This is a genomic window from Lysinibacillus sp. NPDC059133, assembly GCF_042755925.1.
In the GTDB taxonomy this organism is placed as follows: domain Bacteria; phylum Bacillota; class Bacilli; order Bacillales_A; family Planococcaceae; genus Lysinibacillus.
Genome location: NZ_JBHZDH010000050.1, coordinates 14614 through 40481, shown reverse-complemented (window position 1 = coordinate 40481; position 25868 = coordinate 14614). Strand labels below are relative to the sequence as shown.

Annotated in this window: 41 protein-coding genes and 1 pseudogene; 2 read left to right on the top strand and 40 right to left on the bottom strand. The window is 39.3% G+C overall.

The window, feature by feature from the left end; genetic code table 11:
* Nucleotides 1-532: 532 nt before the first annotated feature.
* Nucleotides 533-1189 (top strand): hypothetical protein, encoded by a 657-nt coding sequence (locus ACFXN8_RS20795; RefSeq protein ID WP_386847481.1) that lies wholly within the window; start codon nt 533-535, stop codon nt 1187-1189.
* A 207-nt stretch (nt 1190-1396) separates the two neighbouring features.
* Here the strand turns inward: ACFXN8_RS20795 and ACFXN8_RS20790 are convergent, their stop codons facing one another.
* The gene (locus ACFXN8_RS20790; protein ID WP_376078927.1) at nt 1397-2071 is read right to left on the bottom strand and encodes a KinB-signaling pathway activation protein; all 675 of its coding nucleotides are present in this window, start codon (nt 2069-2071) and stop codon (nt 1397-1399) included.
* A gap of 153 nt (nt 2072-2224) precedes the next feature.
* On the opposite strand from ACFXN8_RS20790, the gene gerD reads away from it, so the two are divergent.
* The gene (gene gerD / locus ACFXN8_RS20785) at nt 2225-2824 is read left to right on the top strand and encodes a spore germination lipoprotein GerD (protein ID WP_376078925.1); all 600 of its coding nucleotides are present in this window, start codon (nt 2225-2227) and stop codon (nt 2822-2824) included.
* Between the two features lie 53 nt (nt 2825-2877).
* Here the strand turns inward: gerD and ACFXN8_RS20780 are convergent, their stop codons facing one another.
* From ACFXN8_RS20780 to rpsJ, 39 genes and pseudogenes are all read right to left on the bottom strand, one after another.
* Nucleotides 2878-3933 carry a P-loop NTPase gene (locus ACFXN8_RS20780; RefSeq protein ID WP_349660276.1) on the bottom strand — a complete coding sequence of 352 codons (1056 nt, stop codon included), beginning with the start codon at nt 3931-3933 and terminating at the stop codon, nt 2878-2880.
* A gap of 71 nt (nt 3934-4004) precedes the next feature.
* Nucleotides 4005-4718: an N-acetylmuramoyl-L-alanine amidase gene (locus ACFXN8_RS20775; RefSeq protein WP_386847480.1), complete on the bottom strand. Its 714-nt coding sequence runs from the start codon at nt 4716-4718 to the stop codon at nt 4005-4007.
* Between the two features lie 235 nt (nt 4719-4953).
* Nucleotides 4954-5904, bottom strand: a complete 951-nt coding sequence (locus tag ACFXN8_RS20770; protein WP_386847479.1) for a DUF4822 domain-containing protein — start codon at nt 5902-5904, stop codon at nt 4954-4956.
* A 233-nt stretch (nt 5905-6137) separates the two neighbouring features.
* The gene (gene rpsI / locus ACFXN8_RS20765; RefSeq protein WP_376074134.1) at nt 6138-6530 is read right to left on the bottom strand and encodes a 30S ribosomal protein S9; all 393 of its coding nucleotides are present in this window, start codon (nt 6528-6530) and stop codon (nt 6138-6140) included.
* 25 nt (nt 6531-6555) lie between these two features.
* Complete coding sequence (gene rplM, locus ACFXN8_RS20760) at nt 6556-6993, bottom strand: 50S ribosomal protein L13 (protein WP_376074135.1); 438 nt, start codon at nt 6991-6993, stop codon at nt 6556-6558.
* A 454-nt stretch (nt 6994-7447) separates the two neighbouring features.
* Entirely contained in the window at nt 7448-8188 is a 741-nt protein-coding gene (gene truA, locus ACFXN8_RS20755; protein WP_376074136.1) for a tRNA pseudouridine(38-40) synthase TruA, read from the bottom strand.
* Nucleotides 8189-8202: 14 nt separating this feature from the next.
* Nucleotides 8203-9000 (bottom strand): energy-coupling factor transporter transmembrane component T family protein, encoded by a 798-nt coding sequence (locus ACFXN8_RS20750; RefSeq protein WP_376074137.1) that lies wholly within the window; start codon nt 8998-9000, stop codon nt 8203-8205.
* Complete coding sequence (locus tag ACFXN8_RS20745) at nt 8997-9869, bottom strand: energy-coupling factor ABC transporter ATP-binding protein (protein WP_386847478.1); 873 nt, start codon at nt 9867-9869, stop codon at nt 8997-8999. The genes ACFXN8_RS20750 and ACFXN8_RS20745 overlap by 4 nt, the downstream gene beginning before the upstream one ends.
* Nucleotides 9845-10690, bottom strand: a complete 846-nt coding sequence (locus ACFXN8_RS20740) for an energy-coupling factor ABC transporter ATP-binding protein (protein ID WP_386847477.1) — start codon at nt 10688-10690, stop codon at nt 9845-9847. The genes ACFXN8_RS20745 and ACFXN8_RS20740 overlap by 25 nt, the downstream gene beginning before the upstream one ends.
* Before the next feature lie 514 nt (nt 10691-11204).
* Nucleotides 11205-11585 carry a 50S ribosomal protein L17 gene (rplQ, locus tag ACFXN8_RS20735; protein ID WP_012296051.1) on the bottom strand — a complete coding sequence of 127 codons (381 nt, stop codon included), beginning with the start codon at nt 11583-11585 and terminating at the stop codon, nt 11205-11207.
* Between the two features lie 56 nt (nt 11586-11641).
* Nucleotides 11642-12586, bottom strand: coding sequence for a DNA-directed RNA polymerase subunit alpha (locus ACFXN8_RS20730; RefSeq protein ID WP_004233733.1), 945 nt, complete (start codon nt 12584-12586; stop codon nt 11642-11644).
* A 139-nt stretch (nt 12587-12725) separates the two neighbouring features.
* Nucleotides 12726-13115, bottom strand: coding sequence for a 30S ribosomal protein S11 (gene rpsK / locus ACFXN8_RS20725; RefSeq protein WP_049662876.1), 390 nt, complete (start codon nt 13113-13115; stop codon nt 12726-12728).
* A gap of 25 nt (nt 13116-13140) precedes the next feature.
* Complete coding sequence (gene rpsM / locus ACFXN8_RS20720; RefSeq protein ID WP_049662875.1) at nt 13141-13506, bottom strand: 30S ribosomal protein S13; 366 nt, start codon at nt 13504-13506, stop codon at nt 13141-13143.
* Between the two features lie 24 nt (nt 13507-13530).
* A complete protein-coding gene (gene rpmJ / locus ACFXN8_RS20715; RefSeq protein ID WP_000868344.1) occupies nt 13531-13644 on the bottom strand; it encodes a 50S ribosomal protein L36 in 114 nt (37 codons plus the stop codon).
* 37 nt (nt 13645-13681) lie between these two features.
* On the bottom strand, nt 13682-13900 hold the full coding sequence (infA, locus tag ACFXN8_RS20710) for a translation initiation factor IF-1 (protein ID WP_004233690.1): 219 nt from the start codon (nt 13898-13900) through the stop codon (nt 13682-13684).
* An 86-nt stretch (nt 13901-13986) separates the two neighbouring features.
* A pseudogene (locus ACFXN8_RS20705) lies at nt 13987-14064 on the bottom strand (type I methionyl aminopeptidase); the annotation flags it as partial.
* 252 nt (nt 14065-14316) lie between these two features.
* Entirely contained in the window at nt 14317-14970 is a 654-nt protein-coding gene (locus ACFXN8_RS20700; protein WP_386847476.1) for an adenylate kinase, read from the bottom strand.
* 70 nt (nt 14971-15040) lie between these two features.
* The gene (secY, locus tag ACFXN8_RS20695) at nt 15041-16336 is read right to left on the bottom strand and encodes a preprotein translocase subunit SecY (RefSeq protein ID WP_376074141.1); all 1296 of its coding nucleotides are present in this window, start codon (nt 16334-16336) and stop codon (nt 15041-15043) included.
* Nucleotides 16336-16776 (bottom strand): 50S ribosomal protein L15, encoded by a 441-nt coding sequence (gene rplO, locus ACFXN8_RS20690; RefSeq protein ID WP_079562360.1) that lies wholly within the window; start codon nt 16774-16776, stop codon nt 16336-16338. The genes secY and rplO overlap by 1 nt, the downstream gene beginning before the upstream one ends.
* Before the next feature lie 34 nt (nt 16777-16810).
* Complete coding sequence (rpmD, locus tag ACFXN8_RS20685) at nt 16811-16993, bottom strand: 50S ribosomal protein L30 (protein ID WP_049662869.1); 183 nt, start codon at nt 16991-16993, stop codon at nt 16811-16813.
* Between the two features lie 13 nt (nt 16994-17006).
* Nucleotides 17007-17510 carry a 30S ribosomal protein S5 gene (gene rpsE / locus ACFXN8_RS20680; protein WP_053482806.1) on the bottom strand — a complete coding sequence of 168 codons (504 nt, stop codon included), beginning with the start codon at nt 17508-17510 and terminating at the stop codon, nt 17007-17009.
* Nucleotides 17511-17531: 21 nt separating this feature from the next.
* Nucleotides 17532-17891 carry a 50S ribosomal protein L18 gene (gene rplR / locus ACFXN8_RS20675; RefSeq protein WP_376074142.1) on the bottom strand — a complete coding sequence of 120 codons (360 nt, stop codon included), beginning with the start codon at nt 17889-17891 and terminating at the stop codon, nt 17532-17534.
* A 32-nt stretch (nt 17892-17923) separates the two neighbouring features.
* Nucleotides 17924-18463 carry a 50S ribosomal protein L6 gene (gene rplF, locus ACFXN8_RS20670; RefSeq protein WP_376074143.1) on the bottom strand — a complete coding sequence of 180 codons (540 nt, stop codon included), beginning with the start codon at nt 18461-18463 and terminating at the stop codon, nt 17924-17926.
* A 30-nt stretch (nt 18464-18493) separates the two neighbouring features.
* Nucleotides 18494-18892 carry a 30S ribosomal protein S8 gene (gene rpsH, locus ACFXN8_RS20665; protein WP_008181717.1) on the bottom strand — a complete coding sequence of 133 codons (399 nt, stop codon included), beginning with the start codon at nt 18890-18892 and terminating at the stop codon, nt 18494-18496.
* Nucleotides 18893-18921: 29 nt separating this feature from the next.
* Nucleotides 18922-19107 carry a type Z 30S ribosomal protein S14 gene (locus ACFXN8_RS20660; RefSeq protein ID WP_004233656.1) on the bottom strand — a complete coding sequence of 62 codons (186 nt, stop codon included), beginning with the start codon at nt 19105-19107 and terminating at the stop codon, nt 18922-18924.
* A 21-nt stretch (nt 19108-19128) separates the two neighbouring features.
* Nucleotides 19129-19668 carry a 50S ribosomal protein L5 gene (rplE, locus tag ACFXN8_RS20655; RefSeq protein ID WP_079562362.1) on the bottom strand — a complete coding sequence of 180 codons (540 nt, stop codon included), beginning with the start codon at nt 19666-19668 and terminating at the stop codon, nt 19129-19131.
* A 27-nt stretch (nt 19669-19695) separates the two neighbouring features.
* Nucleotides 19696-20004: a 50S ribosomal protein L24 gene (gene rplX / locus ACFXN8_RS20650; protein WP_079562363.1), complete on the bottom strand. Its 309-nt coding sequence runs from the start codon at nt 20002-20004 to the stop codon at nt 19696-19698.
* 35 nt (nt 20005-20039) lie between these two features.
* On the bottom strand, nt 20040-20408 hold the full coding sequence (gene rplN, locus ACFXN8_RS20645; protein WP_376074144.1) for a 50S ribosomal protein L14: 369 nt from the start codon (nt 20406-20408) through the stop codon (nt 20040-20042).
* Between the two features lie 43 nt (nt 20409-20451).
* A complete protein-coding gene (gene rpsQ, locus ACFXN8_RS20640; protein ID WP_049662854.1) occupies nt 20452-20715 on the bottom strand; it encodes a 30S ribosomal protein S17 in 264 nt (87 codons plus the stop codon).
* Nucleotides 20716-20733: 18 nt separating this feature from the next.
* Nucleotides 20734-20934 carry a 50S ribosomal protein L29 gene (rpmC, locus tag ACFXN8_RS20635; RefSeq protein ID WP_049662852.1) on the bottom strand — a complete coding sequence of 67 codons (201 nt, stop codon included), beginning with the start codon at nt 20932-20934 and terminating at the stop codon, nt 20734-20736.
* Complete coding sequence (gene rplP / locus ACFXN8_RS20630; protein WP_010860599.1) at nt 20924-21358, bottom strand: 50S ribosomal protein L16; 435 nt, start codon at nt 21356-21358, stop codon at nt 20924-20926. The genes rpmC and rplP overlap by 11 nt, the downstream gene beginning before the upstream one ends.
* A gap of 1 nt (nt 21359) precedes the next feature.
* Nucleotides 21360-22013, bottom strand: a complete 654-nt coding sequence (rpsC, locus tag ACFXN8_RS20625; protein ID WP_049662850.1) for a 30S ribosomal protein S3 — start codon at nt 22011-22013, stop codon at nt 21360-21362.
* 3 nt (nt 22014-22016) lie between these two features.
* Complete coding sequence (gene rplV, locus ACFXN8_RS20620) at nt 22017-22361, bottom strand: 50S ribosomal protein L22 (protein ID WP_004233639.1); 345 nt, start codon at nt 22359-22361, stop codon at nt 22017-22019.
* 22 nt (nt 22362-22383) lie between these two features.
* Entirely contained in the window at nt 22384-22662 is a 279-nt protein-coding gene (gene rpsS, locus ACFXN8_RS20615; RefSeq protein ID WP_376074145.1) for a 30S ribosomal protein S19, read from the bottom strand.
* Nucleotides 22663-22722: 60 nt separating this feature from the next.
* The gene (rplB, locus tag ACFXN8_RS20610; protein WP_049662846.1) at nt 22723-23553 is read right to left on the bottom strand and encodes a 50S ribosomal protein L2; all 831 of its coding nucleotides are present in this window, start codon (nt 23551-23553) and stop codon (nt 22723-22725) included.
* A gap of 48 nt (nt 23554-23601) precedes the next feature.
* On the bottom strand, nt 23602-23886 hold the full coding sequence (gene rplW, locus ACFXN8_RS20605; protein ID WP_053482811.1) for a 50S ribosomal protein L23: 285 nt from the start codon (nt 23884-23886) through the stop codon (nt 23602-23604).
* A complete protein-coding gene (gene rplD / locus ACFXN8_RS20600; RefSeq protein WP_376074146.1) occupies nt 23886-24509 on the bottom strand; it encodes a 50S ribosomal protein L4 in 624 nt (207 codons plus the stop codon). Before rplD ends, rplW begins: the two co-directional genes overlap by 1 nt.
* Nucleotides 24510-24535: 26 nt before the next feature.
* On the bottom strand, nt 24536-25165 hold the full coding sequence (rplC, locus tag ACFXN8_RS20595; protein WP_386847475.1) for a 50S ribosomal protein L3: 630 nt from the start codon (nt 25163-25165) through the stop codon (nt 24536-24538).
* Nucleotides 25166-25209: 44 nt separating this feature from the next.
* A complete protein-coding gene (gene rpsJ / locus ACFXN8_RS20590; protein WP_004233624.1) occupies nt 25210-25518 on the bottom strand; it encodes a 30S ribosomal protein S10 in 309 nt (102 codons plus the stop codon).
* Nucleotides 25519-25868: the final 350 nt, after the last annotated feature.

The window sequence follows — 25868 nt, the reverse complement described above, 5'->3', positions numbered from 1 at the left end:
ATCAAACTCTCCATAAAAAGAAATTTGATTAGCTCAAATTGTTTTGCTGGCATCATGTTTGATGTCCAAAATTTTGTTTCGTTCACTAACTCAAGGTTAGCTATTAAAAACTTTATTGATTACGTTTTGCTTGTTCAGTTTTCAAGGTTCATTTTTTCGTTTACCGCGTCACCTCTTGGCGACTTATACATAATATCATCGATTAATCATGAAAGTCAACACTAAATCATAAGTTTTTTTAAGAACTTTATTTTACTGTATCAATTATGCCTCGGCATAATTGCGTCCGGAATCGGCTTTGTGCTTAGGCCTGCGTGATGCAGGTCAGTTAGCCGTTATCGCATGGATGCGATGATTTTAGGCTAACATCCTTTATTAACTCCTTTCCGATTCCGTGACATCCGCCGGAGGCATTAACTTCTGTAGCTGACGCTTTGCTTTCGCTACGAAAACATTTGTAGCTGACGCTTTGCTTTCGCTACGAAAACATTTGCTGAAAGAAGTTAAAAATATAGAAACGAGGTTGTTATGAATGGTTCGTAAAACGTTGATTTCACTGCTTTTCATCGTAATACTGTTTGTCTTTATAAAGCCGATAAATTCTACTATGATTTCTGTATTTAATATCGCTGATGCTCCAGCAGTTGTAACAAAAGGACATTATGGTACATCACTTATTGTCGAAATTTCTTTCTCTGATGAAACCCTGTTGGATTGGCTTAAAACTATAAAAGAACCTTATCCGCTTCTTTTGTTAGATGCTGCATGGATTGAACGTTCATCCGAGCACCTAAAAGTCATTCAAGAGCGAAAACTACCTACAGGATTATTAGGGCCTGAGGATTCCGTAGATAAGCCAATTGATCTTGCCGTCGTTCAAAAGGATATTAATACTTACGAAAAGCATTTTCAAGAAACCCCACTTTGGTTTGCAACACGAAATCACCAGTATTCGCAGGATTTACAAAATAACTTATTTCAACAGCAGATGAATATACTTTCTCCCTCTCTAATCTGGAAAGGTGAAAAAACACCTAAATTACAAAAGGGAGATTTTGTTTTTATGTCTTTACACCAAAATAATAAAATCTCGATTAAAGAGCTGAATACATTTCTACAACAAAATAAATTTATGTCGATTGAGGAAAATATATTCGGCTATAAAGTTCAAACAAAAAAATCACCATAAAGCGAAACTTTAATCAGTGGTCCCCACTGATTATTAGTCTTCACCAATCGGGCTTTTACGGACAGTTGATTTCCCACACTTTCGCTAAATTTTACGGCAGAAGTCTTGTACCTGACGCTTCACTTTCGATAATTACTGCCCGCCCGTTAATGCGGGATAACAAAGAAGTTGCCTCTAACTAATAGAGGCAACTTCTTTTGTTAATTATTACGCGTTTTTAGCTTGTTCACGACGTGCTTTGCGGCGTGCTTCTAATCTTTGACGATCTTCTTCGGATTTTGCATTATATTTTGGTAATACTAATAATTGATAAGCATTTACAGCAAGTAGTGGGAATAGTAATAGTGCAACATACTCGTTAATATTTTCATCGCGACCCATTAATGCAATTGTCCATTCTAGTGTTGTAACAACAATCATAAAAAATAATGCCGAAACGAAAACGTGTTTTTTTCCAGTTAATTTTACTTTTTGAATAGCTGTTGCTATAGCACCTACTATTAATACAATTAACAAGCCAACATAGAATAACCAACTTTGTCCATCTTTTACACCTGGTATAAAGCGGAAGAATATAATATCAAAAATAGTAATAGCAATTAATAATAGCTGTACCCAATTCCATAATGTAAGTGTTCTAAAAATATTAACTCCCACTTGATGGAGCGTTAAATAAGCAAAAAAGCCTGCTTGTGCAATAACACTCATTGTAAATCCTAAGAAAACCATCCATAAAAGCCCGGCTAAAAATTCACCCCAGTGACCATTTGTTATGTATGGTTGAAAGAAGTCCCATCGAATAAATAAACTGCAAATTCCGTTGACTGCGCCACCAACGAGCATTGCAAAGAAGAAAAACTTTGCCCAATTACGTATCGTCACAACTAAAAGTCCCCCAATTTCTCAATATATATCTGTACTTATTTTAACAATGCATTGTTAAAAAAGCTATTTCTCATCGTAACCAATACATAAAGTCATCATAAATGTGAACAATAATTGAAAGAGTCTATCTATAGAAAGGACTGATGATTGATGCGAAAATTCTTCTTACTACTAATTCTAATGCTGTTTCTTTCTGCCTGTTCACAAGATAAAGCCTCTACCATGTCCTATGAAGAAATAAAAAAAATAATGATCGACTCTTTACAAACTGAGGATGGTAAAAAGGCGCTGCGAAAGCTTTTAGAGGAACCAAGTTTCCGTGAATTATTAGTTTTGGAACATGATGAAGTGAAGAAGGCTACTGAGGCTACCTTGCTTTCCAAAGAAGCAGAAGACTTTTGGAAGAAAACGTTCGAAGATCCAAAATTTAAGGAAACCGTAGCTAAAAGTATGCAGAAGCAACAACAGGATATTATGAAGGAATTAATAAAAGACCCCACTTTCCAAAAAGATATGGAAGCTTTCTTTGGCCAGCCAGATATGCAAAAGCAGTTAGAGACTATTCTAAAATCCTCCAATATACGAAAACAAATGGAGGAAGTCGTCAAGGAAACGATTGAAAGTCCGCTTATGCAAACAAAATGGCAGGAGCTTATTAGGAAGAGCGGTGGAGAGACAGGTAAGGCTGGCGGCGGTAAAAAAGAAGAAGCTGGCGGTGGTGAGGGTAATGAGAAAAAAGGCACTCAATAACCACTTATATGTAAAAACGGATTTCCTCCATTGTTTGAGGAAATCCGTTTTCATTATTTATTTAATTTATTGATGATGTTCGTCGCGATGTCTAAATAGATTTGTCCTGTTGTGTGCTTTTCAGCATAAACAGAAGGTGCAAAATCTTCTTCTGACCAGTCAGGTTGACCAAGAGGAATTTGACCAAGTAGCTCTGTACGTAGCTCTTCTGCTAACTTTGGACCTCCACCTTGACCGAATACGAATTCACGGTCACCTGATTTTGATTCATACCATGCCATGTTTTCAATAACGCCTAAAATTTCATGGTCTGTTTGTAAAGCCATTGCACCCGCACGAGCTGCGACGAACGCTGCCGTTGGATGTGGTGTTGTTACAACAATTTCTTTTGATGAAGGAAGCATTTGGTGAATATCTAATGCAACGTCACCTGTACCTGGGGGTAAATCCAATAGTAGATAGTCTAGCTCGCCCCATTCTACATCACGGAAGAACTGATCTAACACTTTACCTAACATTGGTCCACGCCATACAATCGGTGCGTTATTTTCAACAAAGAAGCCCATCGAAATCATTTTCACACCTAAACGATCAACAGGGAAAATTCGATTGTCTACTACTTTAGGCATATCTGTAACACCCATCATATCAGGCACACTGAATCCATAAATATCAGCATCAATTAAGCCAACCTTCTTACCTAGACGAGCTAATGCAACAGCTAAGTTTACTGATACTGTAGATTTCCCTACACCGCCTTTACCAGAGGCAATTGAAATAACTTGTACTGTACTAAGCGGAGATAAAATATCTTGTGCCTCAGCTTCAGTTGCTACGCCACGGAAGCTCTGTAGTTTTTCTGCTGACAGCTCTTCGAAACGAATTCCAACTGTATTTGCACCCGCTTCTTTCAAAACTTCAACAATTTTCATTTGTAACTGTAATTGTTCAGGTGTATTTGTTTTAGCAATCGCAATTTTTACACTGACATGATTCTTCTCTTCTTTTATTGTTACGTTTGTAATACCGTCTGTTTCTGCGAATGATTTATGTAAAAATGGATCTTGTAGTTGTCCTAGTATTTCTCGTACTTGTTGTTCATTTATCACGACGAACACTCCCCTTATATTATCTCAATGTTAGTATATCATAATGATTTAATTTACGTTGTGTTGTTGCTCTATTCAATTTTAGCTAATAAATACTCTTCTATACCTTCAACAATGGCATCTCCCATTTTTTCTTGGTATTTCTTATCTGTTAATAGTGCACATTCCTCATCATTACTTATAAATCCTGTTTCGACTAGTGCAGCAGGTACCTCAGCTTTTTTCAGTAAATATATTTGTTTTATAGACATTGCTTCTCGGTCAGTATTTTTCAAATTAGTACGAATAGCATCTTGAATGCTCTTTGCTAATAATTCACTTTCAGCATGTCCTTCTTGATGATAAAACACCTGTGCTCCACGCCATTTTGTTTCAGGAATGGCATTTGCATGAATTGTAATAAAAATATCCGGTTTTTCTTTTTCTACTATATCTTTTCTTAAAAAGATGTCCTGCTTTTTTCGTTCTCTCAATGTTCCAAACTTTTCTGAGGACGCGTGCTCATCGATAACATCTCCATCTTTTGTTCGTGTCATTACGACCGTTGCGCCTTTTTTCTTTAATTGCTTCTCAACATGCTGAGCAATTGCAAGTGTAATATCCTTTTCAATTACTTCGCCCTTTGAAGCACCTCCATCTTGACCTCCGTGTCCCGCATCGATGACAATTTTTTGGCCACCAAGTGGGTCCGGTAAGAAGAAGTTACGGTTCGAAGCATTCGTTTCATATGCCACGACCACTATACTCATTAGCATAATTACTCCTAGTGCAAGCCAGCGCTTCACCCATATCCACCACCCTTTTATATTTAGTGTACGAAGTTAGTGATTAAACTATGCCAGAAAGTAAAAAAACTCTTTAAGTAATCGGAAAGGAATTTTCAGCCTACTTTCAGCGGATATTTGTATATCGAAAGAAGCTATAATTAAGAGGTTTGTTTTGTAGTAGAAGATACTTTTTAGTAAAAATAAAAAGGCATTAATCCATTTAAACAACAAGGACTAACGCCGTTAATATTTTTTATTTTAGTGTAAATTCAGGTTTAAACTTACCTGTATAAGGTTCATGCTCAACAAATACTGTTATATCCTTACCATCTTTATCTTTACCAGTTCTTTGATACGTGAATTTTTTATTATTTAGCTCGGTAATTTCGAGCACAGCTCCATATTTATTGTCGCCAATTGAAACATGGGCTCTTAATTTATTTCCATCGATAACATTAAAGTATCCATAGTCACCGCGACTTTTACCTGTTTCAGGATTGAAAAATTCATATTTATTCGTATTAGCATCATATTTCGCAATACTAATAAAATTTGTATTATATTGTGTTACATCATTTTTGTTTACATCTAATACAACTGTTCCTTGCCAAAGCGTATCAGCTAAGATTTTATCTCCATCCACATCCTTAACAATTGGGCCTGTAGAATTATTTAAAGCTTTAGCTGATTCAGTAAATGTTAGCTTTTTTTCCTTATAAGGGGCATGCTCAACGAATACCTCTGCATCGTTGCCATTTGCATCTTTACCCATTCTCTTAGACGTAAACATATTATTTTTTACCGTAGTAATTTCTTCAACTACTTGGTAATTTTTCGTTTGTGAAATCAATATTCTATGCTTTCCGTCATGCGTAATAAAGAAAGTCCCTTTATCGTCAATACTTCCAGCTGTATTTGGATCGAAGAATTCATAGCGTCCTGAGTCAGCGTCATATTTCGCAAGGCCCATTAAATTTGAATTCTCAGCTGTTACATCTTTATTTTTTTTATCGTAAACTTTTGTGGCTTGCCAGTTTGCACTACTAAGAATGTTAGCGTTTGCTTGACCTTCTGTTATTTCACCCTGTCTCTGATCTGCAGTATTCCCTGTTTTTACTTCCTCCGTTTTTTTTACGTCAGTTTTATTCTGACATGCACCAAGAAGTGCCATTGCTGCAAGTGATAATATTAGTAGCTTTTTCATATATTGACCTCCACTTTCAGAATAAACAACTTAACAGTAGTATCAGCCATTTCTATGTAAATTACACATCATAATTGCTACTAATATTCCAGACAATAACAGTGCCTCAGGATTTCTTGGAATACTTGAAATTCTAAGTATAAGAACCCAGGTATAATAACATTTTCCAAACAAAAAAACCCTTTCTCGAAAATTCGAGAAAGGGCTTGGAAAACGTTGATATAACAACGATATTAACGTTTTGAGAACTGAGGTGCACGACGAGCGCCGCGTAGACCTGGTTTTTTACGTTCTTTCATGCGTGAATCACGAGTAAGTAATCCAGCAGATTTTAATGCAGCACGGAATTCTGGGTCTACTTGAAGTAGAGCACGAGCGATACCGTGACGTACTGCACCAGCTTGACCAGTGTATCCACCACCATTAACGTTTACGTGGATGTCATAGCTTCCTGTAGTTTCAGTAGCTACTAATGGTTGTTTAATTACTTCACGTAATGCAGCGAATGGTACGTATTCTTCGATTTCACGTTTGTTGATAACAATTTTACCTGTACCTGGTACTAAACGTACGCGAGCTACAGAGCTTTTACGGCGACCAGTGCCGATGTATTGAACTTGTGCCAAAGTAATATCCTCCTCTTAATTTATATTATCCGCGAAGCTCGTATGCTTCTGGTTTTTGTGCAGCATGTGGGTGTTCTGTTCCAGTGTAAACGTTTAGTTTACCGAACATTTTGCGACCTAAAGAGTTTTTAGGAAGCATCCCTTTGATTGCTAATTCGATCATTCTTGTTGGGTACTTGTCTAGCATTTCACCAGCAGTACGAGTTTTTAATCCACCTGAAAATTGAGTATGGTGACGGTAAAGTTTACCCTCTAATTTGTTACCAGTTAAATGGATTTTGTCAGCGTTGATGATGATTACGTGATCACCTGTGTCAACGTTTGGTGTGAATGTTGGTTTATGTTTACCACGTAAGATAGCAGCTACTTCAGAAGCTAAACGTCCAAGAGTTTGGCCTTCTGCATCAACTACTAGCCATTTACGGTCTACTTCGTGACCTTTAGCCATGAATGTTGTACGCATGTATATATCCTCCTAATCGATTCGATTACCGTTATTTTTCATTAAACTACACTATAAGTTTTCGGGGCTTATTTGTGGTGGTAATGAAAATACCATCTGTTATCATATAATGAATGACTTTTAAAGTCAAGCAATTTCAATAAACACCTGGAGAAGTTGTTCAGATTCATTTATTGGTTAAATTAGGGCTTTTATTAGCCTTCATTTTTTAAATATAATGTTATTTCGTGTCAAAAATTTTATAACATAATAATGGCTCATCACCAAAACGAGTGGTTGATTTCCGTTCCGACTGGGCGCTTTCCTGGGGGCGTCCGATGAGCCGCTTCGCTTCGCTGCAGGGTCTCATCTGTGACGCTGATCCCCAAGGAGTCGCCCAGTCTCCACTCCAATCAACTTATATGCATGGCATACGTTCTAACAAATGGCATTTTAACTTTTGGTGGTGATTCTTTTAATAGAAGACTTTCTCAAGATATAGACCTTGTGGCGGTGCAGTTTTACCCGCCTTATCGCGATTCATAGATTTAACGACTTGCTCCACGTTCTCCATGTCACGACGTCCTATACCAACTTCCCACAGCGTGCCTGCGATAATACGAACCATGTTATATAAGAAGCCATTTCCTTCGATCACCATATGTAGCTCCTCACCATACCATTCGAATTGTAGTGTAGTCACTGTGCGCACCTTATCTTTGACACTTGTATTAGCTGCACAAAAACATGAAAAATCATGTGTACCGATAATAGCCTTTGTTGCATCCTGCATTGCCTCAACATTTGGTTTCACACCATTTGTCTCTACAGTGTAATGTCTGCGAAATGGACTTTGTACAGGCTCACATGACCATATATATCGGTACCGCTTTCCTGTTACACTGTAGCGAGCATGAAAATCGGCTGCTACTTCTTCAATCGACATTACTCGAATATCTCTTGGCAGTTGAACATTTAATGCCTTCATGTATTTATCTACTGGAATCGCGAGTGGTGAATCAAAATGCAATGTTTGACCTGTTGCATGCACTCTTGCATCTGTACGTCCACTTGCTGTTACCTTTATCTTTTCCCCTTTATGCATAATGGCTAGAACACGTTCAAGCTCTGCCTGTACCGTACGCTCCCCAGGCTGTACTTGATAGCCAGAAAATTGCGTCCCATCATAACTTATAATTGCTTTTAATCGTCGCATAAAGCTTACTCCTTTTAACTTCTATAGAAGAATAGTAATACGGCCATTGCTACTAATAACATAAGTGCAAATGTATCACTCATATCCCATTTTAGCTTGCGATATCTCGTACGTCCTTCGCCACCACGGTAGCCTCTTACCTCCATAGCTGTTGCTAAATCTTCAGCTCGTTTAAAAGCACTTACAAAGAGAGGTACCAATAATGGCACAACCGCTTTAATACGATCCTTTATTGGTCCAGAAGATAAATCCGAACCACGTGCCATTTGTGCTTTCATAATTTTATCTGTTTCATCCATTAACGTTGGAATAAAGCGCAATGAAATAGACATCATCAGAGCTAACTCATGTACAGGCACTTTTACCGCTTTTAATGGATTTAGCAGCACTTCAATGCCATCCGTAATGGAAATCGGTGACGTTGTAAGCGTTAAGATAGATGTCATAAACACTAGAACTAGAAAACGTATCGAAATAAATATCCCTTGTCGGATACCTTCTTCATAAATAGTGATAAACTTCCACTCAAATACTGGGGCGCCTTCTTTCGTCATAAATATATGAATTAAGAAGGTAAACGCCATTAAAAAAAGTACTGGCTTTAGACCATTAATTAAAAAATACAAACGAATACGTGACACTAGCACAATGAGTAAGGTAAAAGCTAATAGCAAAGCATATGTCACTGTGTTGTTTGCTAAAAAAACAATAATAATGAATGCAAACACAAATATAAGCTTTGATCGTGGATCGAGCTTATGAACTGGAGAATCCCCTGGAAGAAAGCGCCCAAATATCATTTTCTCCATCATGACTGTCCACGCTCCTCTCTTAGGACCCGAGCAATTTCAGTTGCTAGCTCTTCTTCGGTTAAACATATCTTCGAGAAGGAATTGTTTATCATTTTTTCGATTTTTTGTTGAAATCGTACGATACGAGGTGGTTCTAAGCGGAAATTCTTTAATGTCTCTACATCCTTGAAAATTTCTTGAGGTGTGCCACTTAGTACATTTTTCCCTTCATGCATAATGATAATACTATCTGCATAACGAGCTGCGTCCTCCATACTATGCGTAACGAGTATCGTTGTTAGGCCACGTTCCTTGTGTAGCTTATAAAACATATCCATAATCTCTTTCTGACCACGTGGATCAAGCCCTGCAGTTGGTTCATCTAAAACAATCACTTCAGGTTCCATCGCCAAAACGCCAGCAATTGCTACCCTGCGCATTTGTCCACCTGATAAATCAAAAGGTGATTTTTCAAGTACGTCCCCTGGTAAGCCTACTAAGCCTACTAGCTCCTTTGCTCGTGCTTCTGCCTCTTGCTCCGAAACACCAAAGTTCATAGGACCAAACATAATATCCTTTAATACAGTTTCTTCAAACAGCTGATGCTCCGGGAATTGAAACACAATACCAACCTTTTGACGTACAGCCTTTAAATCCTTGGCCTTTTTTCCAGCTACAACAATGCGATCTCCGATATGTACTTCTCCAGATGTTGGTTTTAGAAGTGCATTAAAATGCTGAAGAATTGTCGATTTACCGGAACCCGTATGTCCGATAATTGCCTGATACGTATGTGAAGGGATTTCAAAATCCACATCAAATAATGCACGTTTTTCAAAAGGTGTACCCTGTGCATAAGCATAGCTTACTTGTTGAAGTTTGATGTCCATAAATCATTCACCAACTCTTCTTCTGTCATATGTTGTCCCATTAATGGAACACCTTCCTTTTGCAATAACTTTGATAACTTCATGGCAAATGGCAAGTCTAACCCGAACTCAACTAGCTTGTCCCCAAGTGTAAAAATTTCAGCAGGTGTACCCTCAGCAAATTTCTTTCCGTCATTCATAAAGAGAACACGATCTGCAAGCATGGCTTCCTCTAAATCATGCGTAATAGATAGTACCGTTAACCCTGTTTCAGCACGTAAAGTTTGAACTGTTTGTAATACTTCAACACGTCCTTGAGGATCTAGCATAGAAGTAGCTTCATCAAGAATAAGGAGCTTGGGTTTCAACGCAAGTGCGCCTGCAATAGCAACACGCTGCTTTTGCCCACCCGATAAATGATGTGGCTCATGATCTAAAAAATCACCCATTTTTACTTGATCGAGTGCTGCATGTACACGTTCTACCATCTCTTCAAACGGTACTCCGTTATTTTCAAGAGCGAAAGCAACATCATCCTGCACTGTCGCACCAACAAATTGATTGTCTGGATTTTGAAAAACCATGCCCATTTGTGAACGGCTTTCCCACAGGTTTTCTTCACTCAATGGTTGACGTAAAATACGGACATCACCTTGCTGTGGGTAAAGCAATCCATTCATTAGCTTTGCAATAGTGGATTTACCGGAACCGTTATGGCCAACAATGGCAATCCATTCCCCTTCCTGTACCGCAAAGCTTACATTCTCGACAGCATTGCGACTTTCTTTTTCTTCTGGTGTATATGAAAATGTCACATTATTTAATGATAAAATTTCTGGCATTTCTAGAACTCCTCTCTACATGCTCAGCTCTACTAACTAACTTACACTTTTTTATGTATGAATTCTACTACAATCAGTATGTCGATAAAAGAAAAGTGCTAAAATCACTTGCCATTCTTTTGTCTGTCTCATATAAGCCTAACTATAATTTATAGGCCATCTTTTAAGAATATATCAAATATTGGAACGAGACACCCTATACTCCCTCAACTTACTACCATTAAAAAATCAGCCTATAAAAAAAAGCACCACTAAATTGGCGCTATCTCTTACTTCCCTAAAAAATAAAAAAGCGCGCACCTCATTCGATAGAAATGCGCTAGTCGTTACATTTTCAAGAAACGCGGGTGCTCAAGCCCTTGTTCCCTCAGAATGAGGTGCGGAGAGCTAAACGAGACGCCACACAAAAGTGTCCGCTCATCATAACGCTCAGCTTAATTATTTGTCGTATAAATCGTTAATAAAGAAAGAGGGTGGTGATTCCACCCTCTTCACCACTTGTCTTCTCTTATGATTAAACTAATTCAATCACAACAACAGGTGCACCGTCACCACGACGAGGACCTACTTTAAGAATACGAGTGTAACCACCTTGACGTTCTGCATAACGTGGTGCAACATCATCAAATAACTTTTGAAGTGCAAATGAAGTTGTTTCGTTACCTTCTGCATCAGTAGTTGTTACTAGTTCACGACGGATGAATGCAGCAGCTTGACGGCGTGCATGTAAATCACCGCGTTTACCTAAAGTAATCATTTTTTCAACAGCTTTACGTACTTCTTTAGCGCGAGCTTCAGTAGTTTCGATACGCTCGTTGATGATTAAATCAGTAGCTAAGTCACGTAACATCGCTTTACGTTGAGAACTTGTACGACCAAGTTTTCTGTAACCCATGGATGTTTCCCTCCTTTATAAAAAATATCTGATCTTATAAGTTTTGTTTAAATCGCTTAGTCTTCTTTGCGTAACCCTAAACCAAGCTCTTCTAACTTCGCTTTTACTTCTTCAAGTGACTTACGTCCAAGGTTACGAACTTTCATCATGTCGTCTTCTGACTTATTCGCAAGTTCTAGTACTGTATTAATACCAGCGCGTTTTAAGCAGTTATAAGAACGAACAGAAAGATCAAGTTCTTCGATAGTCATCTCTAAAACTTTTTCTTTTTGATCTTCTTCTTTTTCGACCATGATTTCAGCAGTTTGTGCCTCATCTGTCATGCCCACGAAGATGTTTAGATGCTCGGTTAAAATTTTTGCTCCGAGCGAAATCGCCTCTTTCGGACCGATGCTACCATCTGTCCACACATCAAGAGAAAGTTTATCGTAGTCAGAAGACTGACCTACACGAGTATTTTCCACTTGGAAATTGACGCGTGATACTGGAGTGTAAATAGAGTCGATCGGGATCACGCCGATAGGAAGATCCTCACGTTTGTTTTGATCAGCAGGAGTGTAACCACGGCCGCGTTGAGCGTACATACGCATACGTAAATGACCGTTTTTAGCGATTGTTGCAATATATAGATCCGGGTTTAAAATTTCTACATCACTGTCATGTGTAATGTCAGCAGCTGTAACTGTACCATCGCCTTTTACATCAATCTCAATAACTTTTTCTTCGTCAGAGTAGATTTTAAGAGCTAGTTTTTTCACGTTCAAAATAATTGAAGCTACATCCTCTACAACGCCTTCTACAGTTGAGAATTCGTGAAGAACACCGTCAATTTGAATTGAAGTGACAGCAGCTCCTGGTAATGAAGACAGAAGGATACGACGTAAAGAATTACCCAAAGTGTTTCCATATCCGCGTTCAAGCGGTTCTACAACAAACTTTCCATATTTGGAATCTTCGCTGATCTCCACCGTTTCAATCTTTGGTTTTTCAATTTCGATCATTTTATTTACCCTCCTTCAAAACATCGAATGTATAGGTTCTTTCCATCATAGATTCGATCGTCATTGACGTATCGTTTATTATCTGCACAAGACAGTCTGTACAAAAAATGATGTTCTCATACAATATGAGACGCACCCATTACACGCGACGACGTTTTGGCGGACGGCAACCATTATGAGGAACTGGAGTAACGTCTTTAATAGCAGTTACATCTAAACCAGCAGCTTGAAGTGCACGAATTGCAGCTTCACGACCAGCACCAGGACCTTTAACAGTTACTTCCAACGTTTTCAGACCATGTTCAAGGGATGCTTTAGCAGCAGTTTCTGCAGCCATTTGAGCAGCGAATGGTGTAGATTTACGTGAACCACGGAAACCAAGAGAACCAGCACTTGACCAAGATACAGCGTTACCTTGCATATCTGTAATCGTTACGATTGTATTGTTAAATGTAGAACGAATGTGTGCGATACCAGATTCGATATTCTTTTTCACACGACGTTTACGAGTTTGTTGTTTACGAGCCATGTTAAGAAGGAACCTCCTTTACTTATTATTTTTTCTTGTTCGCAACTGTTTTACGAGGACCTTTACGCGTACGCGCATTGTTCTTCGTATTTTGACCACGAACAGGTAAACCACGACGGTGACGGATACCACGGAATGAACCGATTTCCATCAGACGTTTAATATTTAATGAAGTTTCGCGACGTAAGTCACCTTCAAGTTTGTATGAGTCTAATTGTTCACGGATTTTGTTTAACTCATCTTCAGTTAAGTCGCGTACGCGTGTATCTTCTGAAATACCTGCGTCAGCTAATACTTTCTGAGCTGTAGTTTTACCAATACCGTAAATGTAAGTTAATGAAATTACCACGCGTTTGTCGCGAGGAATGTCAACACCAGCAATACGTGCCATGTACGTTGTGCACCTCCTTTAGAATTACCCTTGTTTTTGTTTGTGTTTAGGATTTTCACAGATTACCATTACTTTACCGCGTCGGCGAATTACTTTACATTTTTCGCAGATCGGTTTCACAGATGGTCTCACTTTCATCTAACCTAACCTCCTTAGTAGTCCGGAGCGCAAAAGATTATTTAAAACGGTATGTGATACGACCGCGAGTTAAATCATAAGGAGATAACTCGATAGTAACCTTATCTCCAGGTAGAATACGGATAAAGTGCATACGAATCTTACCAGATACGTGTGCTAGAATCACATGTCCATTTTCTAATTCTACCTTAAACATCGCGTTTGGCAAAGTCTCAACGACTGTCCCTTCGACTTCAATTACATCATCTTTCGCCATCTACTCTGTCTCCTCTCTATATGCAAATTAAAGTTCTCATCGTTACATCAAACGGATATCTGCTGCAACTATAGAAGCAACCTCGTTTCAACATATGTTTGGATTGTATGAGAGATGTTTGAAAGACGCTCGTCTGGTTTCGCTTCACACAATCCACGGAATACACAGAACCATTAAGGGCACTGAACCTCCCATGTTTACACGAATACCGGAATGTCTTTGATGAGATATTCATACCCGTTACACAGATGCTTCCACGAAACCCATTATACTCTTCCAAAAGTCATGTTGCACTTTTTAAAAGAAATATATACCGGGCACAATATGCTTTTGCAACTCTCAAAAAAAAAATTATGTTTCGTTGTTGCTCCCGCATGCCTCCCGCGGAAGCAGTATTCTGCGCCCGGAGCCGGGTATCAGCTGCGGCTGCCCTGTAAAAGAGCATCAAGATCAGCAAACACATTGTTAATATCTTGCTGTCCATCTATATTTGTTAACACACCTTTTACGTCATAGTAGTTCAGTAAAGGTTGTGCTTGTTTCATATTTACTTCCAGACGGTTTGCAACCGTTTCAGGATTATCATCCGCACGTGTGTAAAGCTCGCCACCATCTTTATCACATTTTCCTTCCTCAGCTGGAGGATTGAAAATTAGATGATACGATGTACCACAAGTTTTACAAATACGACGACCTGAGAGACGAGCAACTAGCTCATCTTTTTCAACTTGGATGTTAATTGTATGTTCAATAGCTTTACCAAGATCAGCAAGGATGCTGTCTAAAGCTTCAGCTTGAGGAACAGTACGTGGGAATCCATCTAATAAGAAGCCCTTATCACAATCATGTTTAGCAAGTCGCTCGCGAACAATACCAATCGTTACTTCATCAGGTACTAGAGCACCTTGATCCATGAACGATTTAGCTTGCAAGCCTAGTTCTGTACCATCTTTAATAGCAGCACGGAACATATCGCCTGTAGAAATATGAGGAATCGCGTACTTCTCAACGATTTTATCTGCCTGAGTACCTTTACCAGCACCTGGCAGACCCATTAAAACGATATTCATACGGAAATATTCCTCCCACAAAAGGTTTGCTGATTTCAGGAAACGATGAAACGTTCCCTAAAAACCAACATTATTTCATAAAGCCTTTGTAGTGACGTTTAACAAGTTGAGATTCTAGCTGTTTCATCGTTTCGAGCGCAACGCCGACTACGATAATTATACTAGTACCACCGATTTGCACTGTGGCAGGTAGATTCATAAAGTTTATGATTATAATCGGCATTACTGATATAACAGTTAAGAAAATCGCACCGACAAATGTCAGACGATATAACACGCTTGTTAAATACGTTTGAGTACTTTCACCAGGACGAATACCTGGAATGTAAGCACCTTGCTTTTTCAAGTTATCTGCCACATTTTCTGGATTCACTTGTATGAATGCATAGAAATATGTGAACGCGATGATCAAGGCAACGTAAACAATCATTCCAACAGGTTTTGTATAATCAAACGTGTTATTAATAAATGTTGATACAGCACCATCACCAAAGAACGGAACTAACGTACGAGGTGTCATCAGAAACGCTGATGCAAAGATTACCGGAATAACCCCTGCAGCATTTACTTTTAACGGTAAATGCGTTTGTTGAGAACCTGTTTGTTGATTGCGTCCAGTAACTCGTTTTGCATATTGAATTGGAATTTTACGTAGTGCTTGTTGCACATAGATAACTCCAACAACAACTGCAAGCAAAACTAAAACAAGTAAACCAAGAATCACTAGATTGATAAATAACTTATCACCAGCACCCTCGATTTGCTGTGCATAGATTTGGTTAATGCCATTCGGTAATGCCGCAACGATACCTGCGAAAATTACAACAGAAATACCATTCCCAACACCATGCGCAGTAATTTGATCAGCAAGCCATACTAGGAATGCTGTACCCGCCGTTAATACAATAGAAATTATAACATATGTTAAAATTCCTTCTTCTTTAATCAATGATCCGCCGTACATTCTGTTAAAACCAAATGACATTGCGAATGATTGGATAAAAGCAAGAATAATTGTAAAGTAACGAGTAAATTGAGCAAGTTTTCGTCTTCCGACTTCACCTTGCTTTGCCCACTCTGCAAATTTCGGTACTACGTCCATTTGCAATAACTGAACAATGATTGAAGCAGTGATGTAAGGCATAATTCCCATCGCAAAGATAGAAAAGTTTTTCAAAGCACCACCGCCAAAAGTATTTAGGAAACCAACGAGATTGAACTCATCAGTTGCCTTTAATACATTAGCGTCAACGTTTGGTACTGGTACAAACGTACCAATACGGAAAACGATTAACATTAAAAGAGTGAAAATGATTTTATTTCGTATATCTCGAACACGCATAAAGTTAGAGATTGTCTGAAACATTAAATCACCTCAGTAGTTCCGCCGGCATTTTCAATTGCTTCTTTAGCCGAAGCTGAGAATTTATGAGCTTTTACTGTAAGCTTTTTGTTAAGAGTTCCGTTTCCAAGAACTTTAATTCCAGCTTTTTCATTGCTCACTAAACCTGATTCAAGTAATAATGCAGTTGTTACTTCTGCACCATCTTCAAAACGGTTTAATGTGTCAAGATTAACGATCGCGTACTCTTTACGGTTAATGTTAGTAAAGCCGCGTTTCGGTAAACGACGGAATAAAGGGTTTTGACCACCTTCGAATCCTGGGCGTACACCGCCGCCAGAACGAGAGTTTTGACCTTTATGACCTCTACCTGCAGTTTTACCGTTACCAGAACCGATACCGCGACCTACGCGGTTACGTACTTTACGGGAACCTTCTGCTGGTTTTAACTCATGAAGTTTCATATTGGATGGCACCTCCTTGTTCGTTAATTAAAAATTAGTTTTCTTTTACAGTAACTAAGTGCGCTACTACATCAATCATACCGCGAGTTGCTGCATTGTCAGCTTTCTCAACAGTTTGGTTTAATTTACGTAAACCTAATGCTTCAATAGTTTTGCGTTGTGCTGGTTTAGAACCAATCACAGATTTTGTAAGGGTGATTTCTAATTTGTTAGCCATTATCTTTCCCCCCTTATCCTAATATTTCTTCCACTGATTTACCACGTAATTTAGCTACGTCCTCTACGCGTTTTAATTCAGTTAAACCTTGAATAGTTGCACGCACCATATTGATTGGTGTGTTAGTTCCAAGAGATTTTGAAAGAATATCAGTAATACCAGCAAGCTCTAGTACGGCACGTACTGGACCACCAGCGATAACCCCTGTACCAGGAGCAGCAGGTTTAATTAGGATTTCTCCTGCACCAAAGCGACCTTGCACTAAGTGTGGAGTTGTTCCACCTACGCGTGGCACTTCGATTAAGTTTTTCTTCGCATCTTCAACAGCTTTACGGATAGCATCTGGCACCTCTTGAGCTTTACCAGTACCGAATCCAACGTGACCGTTTTTATCGCCAACAACAACTAATGCTGTGAAGCGGAAGCGACGTCCACCTTTAACAACTTTAGCAACACGGTTAATAGTAACTACGCGTTCTTCAAGTTCTCCAAGTTTGTTTGCGTCAATTCGACTCATGAAATGTGTCCCTCCTTTTTATTAAAATTCTAAACCGTTCTCACGTGCAGCTTCAGCTAAAGCTTTTACACGTCCATGATATAAGTAACCACCACGGTCAAATACTACAGCAGTAATATTTTTTTCCGTAGCGCGTTTTGCGATTGTTTCACCGACTTTAGTTGCAGCATCAACATTGCTACCAGCAGCTTCAAAATCATTTTCTTGAGAAGATGCGCTAACAATTGTTACGCCTGCTACGTCATCGATAAGTTGAGCGTAAATGTTCTTGTTTGAACGGAATACGTTTAAGCGTGGACGCTCAGCAGTACCCGAAATTTTAGAACGTACGCGTGCATGACGTTTTTTACGAACCTGATTTTTATCTTGTTTCGTAATCACAAGGGTCACTCCTTTCTAATGCTTAAGCAGCATTATTTACCTGTTTTACCTTCTTTACGACGAACATATTCGCCTTCATAACGGATCCCTTTACCTTTGTAAGGCTCTGGTGGACGCACGTCACGGATGTTAGATGCAAGAGCACCAACGCGTTCTTTGCTAATACCTTTAACGATGATCTTAGTGTTAGAAGGAACTTCAACTTCTAGACCATCTTCAGGTGTGAACTCAACTGGATGTGAATAACCTACGTTAAGAACAAGTTTTTTACCTTGTAATTGCGCACGGTAACCTACACCGATTAGTTCTAATGATTTTTCGAAACCTGCAGAAACACCAGTAACCATGTTCGCTAATAGCGCACGAGTTGTACCGTGGTTTGTGCGGTGTTCTTTTGAGTCAGAAGGACGAGATACAGAAATCGCATTACCTTCTTGCTCAATTTTCATATCTTGGTGGAAAGAACGAACAAGTTCGCCCTTAGGACCTTTAACGGTAACTGAGTTGTCAGCTGCAACAGTAACAGTTACGTTAGCTGGTACCTCGATAATTTTTTTACCTACACGAGACATTTAGTTGCACCTCCATTCATTTATTGCTAATTACCAAACGTATGCTAAAACTTCGCCGCCAACTTGTTTAGCGCGAGCTTCTTTATCTGTTAATAAACCTTGTGAAGTTGACACTAAAGCGATACCAAGACCGTTCAGTACTTTAGGCACTTCATTTGTTTTTGCATATACTCGTAGACCAGGTTTAGAAATACGTTTTAAGCCAGTGATAACGCGTTCGTTATCTTTACCGTATTTTAAGAAAATACGGATAATACCTTGCTTGTTGTCTTCCACGTATTCTACGTCACGTACGAAACCTTCACGCTTTAAAATTTCAGCGATTTCTTTTTTCACGTTGGAAGCTGGTACTTCTAACTTCTCGTGACGAACCATGTTCGCATTACGAATGCGAGTAAGCATATCTGCAATCGGATCAGTCATTGTCATTACATTTACCTCCTTCCCAAATTAGGGGATTACCAGCTGGCTTTTTTCACGCCAGGAATTTGTCCCTTATATGCAAGTTCTCGGAAACAAATACGGCAAAGTTTAAATTTACGATATACAGAGTGTGGACGGCCACAGCGTTCACAACGTGTATATTCTTGCACTTTAAACTTTTGCTTACGTTGTTGTTTAACGATCATAGATTTTTTAGCCACGTTTTCGCCCTCCTTGTTTAATTACTTTTGGAACGGCATACCGAATTGTGTCAATAACTCGCGAGCTTCTTCATCAGAATTCGCTGTCGTTACGATCACGATGTCCATACCGCGTACTTTTGAAACTTTATCGTAATCGATTTCTGGGAAAATTAATTGCTCTTTAACACCTAAAGTGTAGTTACCGCGACCGTCGAATGCTTTTTTAGAAACACCACGGAAGTCACGTACACGAGGTAGTGAAATTGAGATTAGTTTGTCCAAGAATTCATACATACGCTCACCGCGTAATGTAACTTTAGCACCGATTGGCATACCTTCACGTAGACGGAAACCTGCGATCGATTTTTTCGCTTTAGTTACAACTGGTTTTTGACCAGTGATAATTGTTAATTCTTCTACAGCTGCATCTAATGCTTTTGAGTTTTGAACTGCATCACCAACACCCATGTTGATAACGATTTTGTCAACTTTCGGCAATTGCATAACTGATTTATATCCAAACTTGCTCATAAGAGCAGTTGAAACTTCATTTAAATATTTTTCTTTTAGGCGGCTCATTTGTGTACCTCCCTTCTTTTATAGAAATTAGTCGATTACTGCACCTGATTTTTTTGCAACACGAACTTTTTTACCGTTTTCGATTTTATAACCTACACGAGTCGGCTCGCCAGATTTAGGATCGATAAGCATTACGTTCGAAACGTGAATTGCAGCCTCTTGGCTTACAATTCCACCTTGTGGATTCAATTGGTTAGGTTTTACGTGTTTTTTCACGATGTTCACACCTTCAACAAGAACGCGATCTTGTCTAGGGTAAGAAGCAAGGATAACGCCTTCTTTGCCTTTGTCCTTACCAGTGATAACCTTAACCTTGTCACCTTTTTTTACATGCATGCTGTCGCACCTCCTTGATTGGCACTATCATGAAATTAAAGAACTTCTGGAGCTAGAGAAACGATTTTCATGAAGTTGCTGTCACGTAATTCACGTGCAACAGGTCCGAAAATACGAGTTCCGCGTGGTGATTTATCATCACGAATAATTACACAAGCATTTTCATCAAATTTGATGTACGTACCATCTTTACGACGTACGCCTGATTTAGTACGAACGATAACAGCTTTAACAACGTCACCCTTCTTAACAACGCCACCTGGTGTTGCTTTCTTAACTGTACAAACAACAACATCACCGATGTTAGCAGTTTTACGGCCAGAGCCACCAAGGACTTTAATTGTAAGAACTTCACGTGCACCTGAGTTGTCAGCAACTTTCATACGACTTTCTTGTTGGATCACTTAGGTTACCTCCCTTCGGAAATTGGTTGTTCCGAAATAGTTATTAAATAATAACCGCTTTTTCTACAACTTCAACTAGACGGAAACGTTTAGTAGCTGATAGCGGGCGAGTTTCCATGATACGTACGATATCACCGATTTTCGCTGTGTTTAACTCATCATGAGTCTTAAACTTTTTTGAGTATTTTACACGTTTACCATAAAGCTTGTGCTTTTTGTGAGTTTCAACTAAAACAGAAATAGTTTTGTCCATTTTATCTGAAACAACGCGGCCCGTGTAAACTTTGCGTTGATTACGCTCAGTCATACTTGAAAACCTCCTTTATCAGTTATTTGCACTGATTTCTCTTTCACGAATAACAGTTTTCATACGCGCGATTGCTTTACGCACTTCACGAATACGAGCTGTGTTTTCTAATTGACCAGTCGCCAATTGGAAGCGAAGGTTGAAAAGCTCTTCTTTCAGTGATTTCACTTTCAATTCTAATTCAGAAGTGGCAAGGTCACGGATTTCATTAGCTTTCATTAGATTCACCACCAGTTTCTTGACGTTTTACGATCTTACATTTAACAGGAAGCTTATGTGATGCTAAACGAAGTGCTTCACGTGCGATCTCTTCAGATACACCAGCGATTTCGAACATTACTTTTCCTGGTTTTACTACTGCAACCCAACCTTCAGGAGAACCTTTACCAGAACCCATGCGGACTTCTAGAGGTTTTTTAGTGTAAGGTTTGTGCGGGAAGATTTTAATCCAAACTTTACCGCCACGTTTCATGTAACGAGTCATCGCGATACGTGCAGATTCGATTTGACGGTTAGTAATCCAACTAGCTGTTTGAGCTTGTAAGCCCCATTCGCCGAAAGATACTTCTTTACCGCCTTTCGCTTCGCCACGCATGTTTCCGCGGTGTTCACGACGGTATTTTACGCGTTTAGGCAATAACATATTATTTGCCTCCTTCCACAGATTTCTTCGTAGGAAGAACTTCACCACGGTAGATCCATACTTTAACGCCTAATTTACCGTAAGTAGTGTCAGCTTCTGCGTGTGCATAGTCGATGTCAGCACGTAGAGTATGAAGTGGAACAGTTCCTTCACTATAGTGTTCAGCACGCGCGATATCAGCGCCACCTAAACGACCAGATACTTGTGTTTTAATTCCTTTTGCACCAGCACGAATTGTGCGTTGGATCGCTTGCTTTTGCGCACGACGGAATGATACACGGTTTTCTAATTGACGAGCGATGTTTTCAGCTACTAGACGAGCGTCAAGATCAGCACGTTTGATTTCGATAATGTTGATGTGTACACGTTTACCAGTTAAATCGCTAAGGTATTTACGAAGATTCTCAACTTCAGAACCACCTTTACCGATTACCATACCTGGTTTCGCAGTGTGAATTGTAATGTTTACACGGTTTGCAGCGCGTTCGATTTCTACTTTAGAAACAGAAGCGTCTTTAAGAGCCGTTTCAATATATTTACGCACTTTGATGTCTTCGTGAAGTAGAGTTGCATAGTCTTTTTCAGCGTACCATTTTGACTCCCAGTCACGAATAATACCAACGCGCAGTCCTATTGGATGTACTTTTTGACCCATGGATTAACCCTCCTTCTTCTCAGATACCACTAGAGTAATGTGGCTTGTGCGTTTGTTAATTGCGCTTGCACGTCCTTGTGCACGTGGACGGAAACGTTTTAATGTTGGACCTTCATCAACGAATACTTCAGAAACTACTAAAGAGTTGATGTCAAGATCGTAGTTATGCTCAGCGTTAGCAACTGCAGATTTTAATACTTTTTCAACGACTGGAGACGCCGCTTTTGGAGTATGACGTAAAATTGCAACTGCCTCACCAACTTGCTTGCCTCGGATTAAGTCTACAACTAGACGGACTTTACGCGGAGCAATGCGAACAGTACGAGCGATAGCTTTAGCTTGTGTCATTAGGATTTACCTCCTCTCAAAATTAGCGTCTTGTTTTCTTGTCGTCTGCACCGTGACCTTTGTAAGCGCGTGTCGGTGCGAACTCACCAAGTTTGTGGCCTACCATATCTTCTGTTACGTATACAGGAACGTGTTTACGTCCATCATAAACAGCAATAGTTAAACCGATGAATGTCGGGAAAATTGTAGAACGGCGTGACCAAGTTTTAATAACTTGTTTTTTCTCAGAAGCCTCTTGTGCTTCCACTTTTTTCATTAAGTGACCATCAACAAAAGGTCCTTTTTTCAAGCTGCGACCCATGTAGGAACCTCCCTTCGTGATTCCACCACGGCTCTCACATAGAACCGTAGTTTAACCACTTTATTTTTTACGACTACGGATGATGAATTTATCCGATTTGTTTTTCTTCTTGCGAGTTTTGTAACCAAGTGCTGGTTTACCCCAAGGAGTCATTGGTGATTTACGTCCGATTGGAGAACGTCCTTCACCACCGCCGTGTGGGTGATCATTAGGGTTCATTACAGAACCACGAACTGTTGGGCGTTTACCTAACCAACGGCTACGACCTGCTTTACCGATGTGTACAAGTTCGTGTTGTTCGTTACCAACTTGACCGATTGTTGCACGGCAAGTAGCTAGAACTAAACGTACTTCACCAGATTGTAGACGAACGATTACGTATTTGTCTTCACGACCAAGTACTTGAGCAGAAGTACCGGCAGAACGTACTAATTGTCCACCTTTACCAGGTTTTAACTCGATGTTATGGATTGTAGTACCCATTGGAATGTTTGCTAATGGTAATGTGTTGCCTACTTTAATATCAGCATCTGGACCAGATACGATTGTTTGACCAACCTCTAGACCTTTTGGTGCTAAGATGTAAGCTTTTGCTCCATCAGCGTAGTTGATTAATGCGATATTCGCAGAACGGTTTGGATCATATTCAATAGTAGCAACTTTTGCCGGAATGCCATCTTTCACACGTTTGAAATCGATAACACGGTATTGCTTCTTATGACCACCACCATGATGACGAACAGTGATTTTACCTTGGTTGTTACGACCAGCTTTGCGTTTAGTTGGTTCAAGCAATGATTTCTCAGGCTTGTTAGTTGTAATTTCCGCAAAGTCTAAAGACGTCATATTACGACGACCATTAGAGGTAGGTTTATACTTTTTAATCGCCATTGTGTATTCCCTCCTTCTTAAGTGTTCAAATCATAAATCCATTAAGGATTACATTTCGAATAATTCAATTTCTTTGCTATCAGCAGTTAATTTAACAATCGCTTTACGACGTTTGTTAGTGTAACCACCATAACGGCCAACGCGTTTGAATTTACCTTTGTAGTTAAGAACGTTTACTTTCTCAACTGTTACACCAAAGATTTCTTCTACAGCGTCTTTTACTTGAGTCTTGTTAGCGCGAGTGTCTACTTCGAAAGTATACTTTTTCTCTGCCATAAGTTCTGAAGAACGCTCAGTAATGACCGGACGTTTTAAAATATCACGTGCTTCCATTATCCAAGCACCTCCTCAACTTTTTCTACTGCAGACTTAGTGAATACAACTTTATCATGACCTAATAGATCAAGAACATTGATTCCGTTTGCAGTTAAAACTGTTACACCAGGGATGTTACGAGCAGATAATGCTACGTTTTCATCTAGGTCAGCAGTTACGAATAAAGATTTTTTCTCTAAAGAAAGATCTTTAAGGATTTTTGTGAATTCTTTTGTTTTTGGTGCTGCTAGTGAAAGAGCATCAAGAACTAAGAAGTTCTGTTCTACTACTTTAGCTGATAAAGCAGATTTAAGAGCTAAGCGACGAACTTTTTTCGGTAATTTGTAAGAATAGCTACGTGGAGTTGGGCCGAATACGACACCACCACCGCGCCATTGTGGAGAACGGATAGAACCTTGACGAGCACGACCAGTTCCTTTTTGACGCCATGGTTTACGACCACCACCGGCAACTTCAGAACGATTTTTAACTTTGTGATTACCTTGACGAAGAGAAGCGCGTTGTGCTACTACAGCGTCGAATAATACTGCTTCATTTGGCTCGATTCCAAAAATCGCATCGTTTAATTCGATTTCACCAACTGAAGCACCTGTTTGACTAAGTATAGATACTTTTGTCATTCCTGTTTCCTCCTTTCCTTAGGTGATTACTTAGCTTTAATTGCAGTTTTAACTGTAACAAGAGCTTTTTTAGAACCAGGAACATTACCTTTAACAAGTAGTAAGTTACGTTCCGCATCAACTTTCACGATTTCTAAGTTTTGGATTGTAACTACAGTGCCACCCATTTGACCAGGTAATTTCTTTTGTTTGAATACGCGGTTCGGAGCAACTGGACCCATTGAACCAGGACGACGGTGGTAACGAGAACCGTGGGCCATAGGACCACGAGATTGACCATGGCGTTTAATTACACCTTGGAAACCTTTACCTTTAGTAACACCTGTTACATCGATTACATCGCCTTCTGCGAAAATTTCTACTTTGACTTCTTGACCAACTTCGTATTCTTCCACGTTCACGTTGCGGAATTCACGAATGAAGCGCTTAGGAGCAGTGTTCGCTTTTGCTACGTGACCTTGTTCTGGTTTGTTAGAAAGCTTAACACGCTTGTCTTCGAAACCAACTTGGATCGCTTTGTAGCCGTCTGTTTCAACAGCTTTCTTTTGAAGTACTACGTTTGGAGTAGCTTCGATAACTGTTACCGGGATTAAATCGCCGTTTTCAGCGAAAACTTGTGTCATACCAATTTTTCTACCTAAGATTCCTTTAGCCATTTGTCACACCTCCTGTAAGTTTTAAAAAGTTATATTTTTTACCATTAAAGTTTGATTTCGATATCAACGCCAGATGGTAAATCAAGTTTCATTAACGCATCAACAGTTTGTGGTGTTGGGTTAACGATATCGATCAGACGTTTATGCGTACGCATTTCGAATTGTTCACGAGAATCTTTATACTTGTGAACAGCACGAAGAATCGTGTACACAGACTTCTCAGTTGGAAGTGGAATCGGACCTGATACACTTGCACCTGAACGTTTTGCAGTTTCCACAATTTTTTCAGCAGACTGATCTAAAATACGGTGATCATACGCTTTTAAACGAATACGAATCTTTTGTTTTGCCATTATTTTCCCTCCTTCTCGCCTATTTTCTAGACATTCTCCACGAAAATTATCCTACACACCGCCATGGCAATGCGGCCGGGTGTGTCGGCAACCTCTCGTTTCATCGCAGTCAAAGACCAACATTCAACATTATACACAATAAAAAAAGAATAAGCAAGTCTTTTCGCTAAATTCTTTTAAATGTTGCTGATGTTCTTACTACTAATATTTCTCGCTTATCTAAGCCGTTTACTAGTATATAAAATTCCCATGAACATTGCAACACATAAGGTTGTTATATCAACGTTTTCGAATATTTCTAACAATAATCAACTGCAAGAACGTGTTCGCTAAAGCACTGGTGAACTCAA

What these genes read in the sequence shown, in the direction of transcription:
- ACFXN8_RS20795 (WP_386847481.1), top strand. Translation starts at nt 533, where the DNA reads ATGGTTCGTAAAACGTTGATTTCACTGCTTTTCATCGTAATACTGTTT.
- gerD (WP_376078925.1), top strand. Translation starts at nt 2,225, where the DNA reads ATGCGAAAATTCTTCTTACTACTAATTCTAATGCTGTTTCTTTCTGCC.
- ACFXN8_RS20770 (WP_386847479.1), bottom strand. Translation starts at nt 5,904, where the DNA reads ATGAAAAAGCTACTAATATTATCACTTGCAGCAATGGCACTTCTTGGT.
- rplM (WP_376074135.1), bottom strand. Translation starts at nt 6,993, where the DNA reads ATGCGTACAACATTCATGGCTAAAGGTCACGAAGTAGACCGTAAATGG.
- truA (WP_376074136.1), bottom strand. Translation starts at nt 8,188, where the DNA reads ATGCGACGATTAAAAGCAATTATAAGTTATGATGGGACGCAATTTTCT.
- ACFXN8_RS20750 (WP_376074137.1), bottom strand. Translation starts at nt 9,000, where the DNA reads ATGATGGAGAAAATGATATTTGGGCGCTTTCTTCCAGGGGATTCTCCA.
- ACFXN8_RS20745 (WP_386847478.1), bottom strand. Translation starts at nt 9,869, where the DNA reads ATGGACATCAAACTTCAACAAGTAAGCTATGCTTATGCACAGGGTACA.
- ACFXN8_RS20740 (WP_386847477.1), bottom strand. Translation starts at nt 10,690, where the DNA reads ATGCCAGAAATTTTATCATTAAATAATGTGACATTTTCATATACACCA.
- rplQ (WP_012296051.1), bottom strand. Translation starts at nt 11,585, where the DNA reads ATGGGTTACAGAAAACTTGGTCGTACAAGTTCTCAACGTAAAGCGATG.
- ACFXN8_RS20730 (WP_004233733.1), bottom strand. Translation starts at nt 12,586, where the DNA reads ATGATCGAAATTGAAAAACCAAAGATTGAAACGGTGGAGATCAGCGAA.
- rpsK (WP_049662876.1), bottom strand. Translation starts at nt 13,115, where the DNA reads ATGGCTCGTAAACAACAAACTCGTAAACGTCGTGTGAAAAAGAATATC.
- rpsM (WP_049662875.1), bottom strand. Translation starts at nt 13,506, where the DNA reads ATGGCACGTATTGCTGGTGTTGACATTCCTCGCGACAAACGCGTGGTA.
- rpmJ (WP_000868344.1), bottom strand. Translation starts at nt 13,644, where the DNA reads ATGAAAGTGAGACCATCTGTGAAACCGATCTGCGAAAAATGTAAAGTA.
- infA (WP_004233690.1), bottom strand. Translation starts at nt 13,900, where the DNA reads ATGGCGAAAGATGATGTAATTGAAGTCGAAGGGACAGTCGTTGAGACT.
- ACFXN8_RS20700 (WP_386847476.1), bottom strand. Translation starts at nt 14,970, where the DNA reads ATGAATATCGTTTTAATGGGTCTGCCAGGTGCTGGTAAAGGTACTCAG.
- secY (WP_376074141.1), bottom strand. Translation starts at nt 16,336, where the DNA reads ATGTTTCAGACAATCTCTAACTTTATGCGTGTTCGAGATATACGAAAT.
- rplO (WP_079562360.1), bottom strand. Translation starts at nt 16,776, where the DNA reads ATGAAACTTCATGAGTTAAAACCAGCAGAAGGTTCCCGTAAAGTACGT.
- rpmD (WP_049662869.1), bottom strand. Translation starts at nt 16,993, where the DNA reads ATGGCTAACAAATTAGAAATCACCCTTACAAAATCTGTGATTGGTTCT.
- rpsE (WP_053482806.1), bottom strand. Translation starts at nt 17,510, where the DNA reads ATGAGTCGAATTGACGCAAACAAACTTGGAGAACTTGAAGAACGCGTA.
- rplF (WP_376074143.1), bottom strand. Translation starts at nt 18,463, where the DNA reads ATGTCTCGTGTAGGTAAAAAAATTATCGAGGTACCAGCTAACGTAACT.
- rpsH (WP_008181717.1), bottom strand. Translation starts at nt 18,892, where the DNA reads ATGACAATGACTGATCCGATTGCAGATATGCTTACTCGCATTCGTAAT.
- rplE (WP_079562362.1), bottom strand. Translation starts at nt 19,668, where the DNA reads ATGAGCCGCCTAAAAGAAAAATATTTAAATGAAGTTTCAACTGCTCTT.
- rplX (WP_079562363.1), bottom strand. Translation starts at nt 20,004, where the DNA reads ATGCATGTAAAAAAAGGTGACAAGGTTAAGGTTATCACTGGTAAGGAC.
- rpsQ (WP_049662854.1), bottom strand. Translation starts at nt 20,715, where the DNA reads ATGACTGAGCGTAATCAACGCAAAGTTTACACGGGCCGCGTTGTTTCA.
- rpmC (WP_049662852.1), bottom strand. Translation starts at nt 20,934, where the DNA reads ATGAAAGCTAATGAAATCCGTGACCTTGCCACTTCTGAATTAGAATTG.
- rplP (WP_010860599.1), bottom strand. Translation starts at nt 21,358, where the DNA reads ATGTTATTGCCTAAACGCGTAAAATACCGTCGTGAACACCGCGGAAAC.
- rpsC (WP_049662850.1), bottom strand. Translation starts at nt 22,013, where the DNA reads ATGGGTCAAAAAGTACATCCAATAGGACTGCGCGTTGGTATTATTCGT.
- rplV (WP_004233639.1), bottom strand. Translation starts at nt 22,361, where the DNA reads ATGACACAAGCTAAAGCTATCGCTCGTACTGTTCGCATTGCTCCGCGT.
- rpsS (WP_376074145.1), bottom strand. Translation starts at nt 22,662, where the DNA reads ATGGGTCGCAGCTTGAAAAAAGGACCTTTTGTTGATGGTCACTTAATG.
- rplB (WP_049662846.1), bottom strand. Translation starts at nt 23,553, where the DNA reads ATGGCGATTAAAAAGTATAAACCTACCTCTAATGGTCGTCGTAATATG.
- rplW (WP_053482811.1), bottom strand. Translation starts at nt 23,886, where the DNA reads ATGGAAGCACGTGATATTTTAAAACGTCCGGTCATTACTGAGCGTTCT.
- rplD (WP_376074146.1), bottom strand. Translation starts at nt 24,509, where the DNA reads ATGACAAAAGTATCTATACTTAGTCAAACAGGTGCTTCAGTTGGTGAA.
- rplC (WP_386847475.1), bottom strand. Translation starts at nt 25,165, where the DNA reads ATGGCTAAAGGAATCTTAGGTAGAAAAATTGGTATGACACAAGTTTTC.
- rpsJ (WP_004233624.1), bottom strand. Translation starts at nt 25,518, where the DNA reads ATGGCAAAACAAAAGATTCGTATTCGTTTAAAAGCGTATGATCACCGT.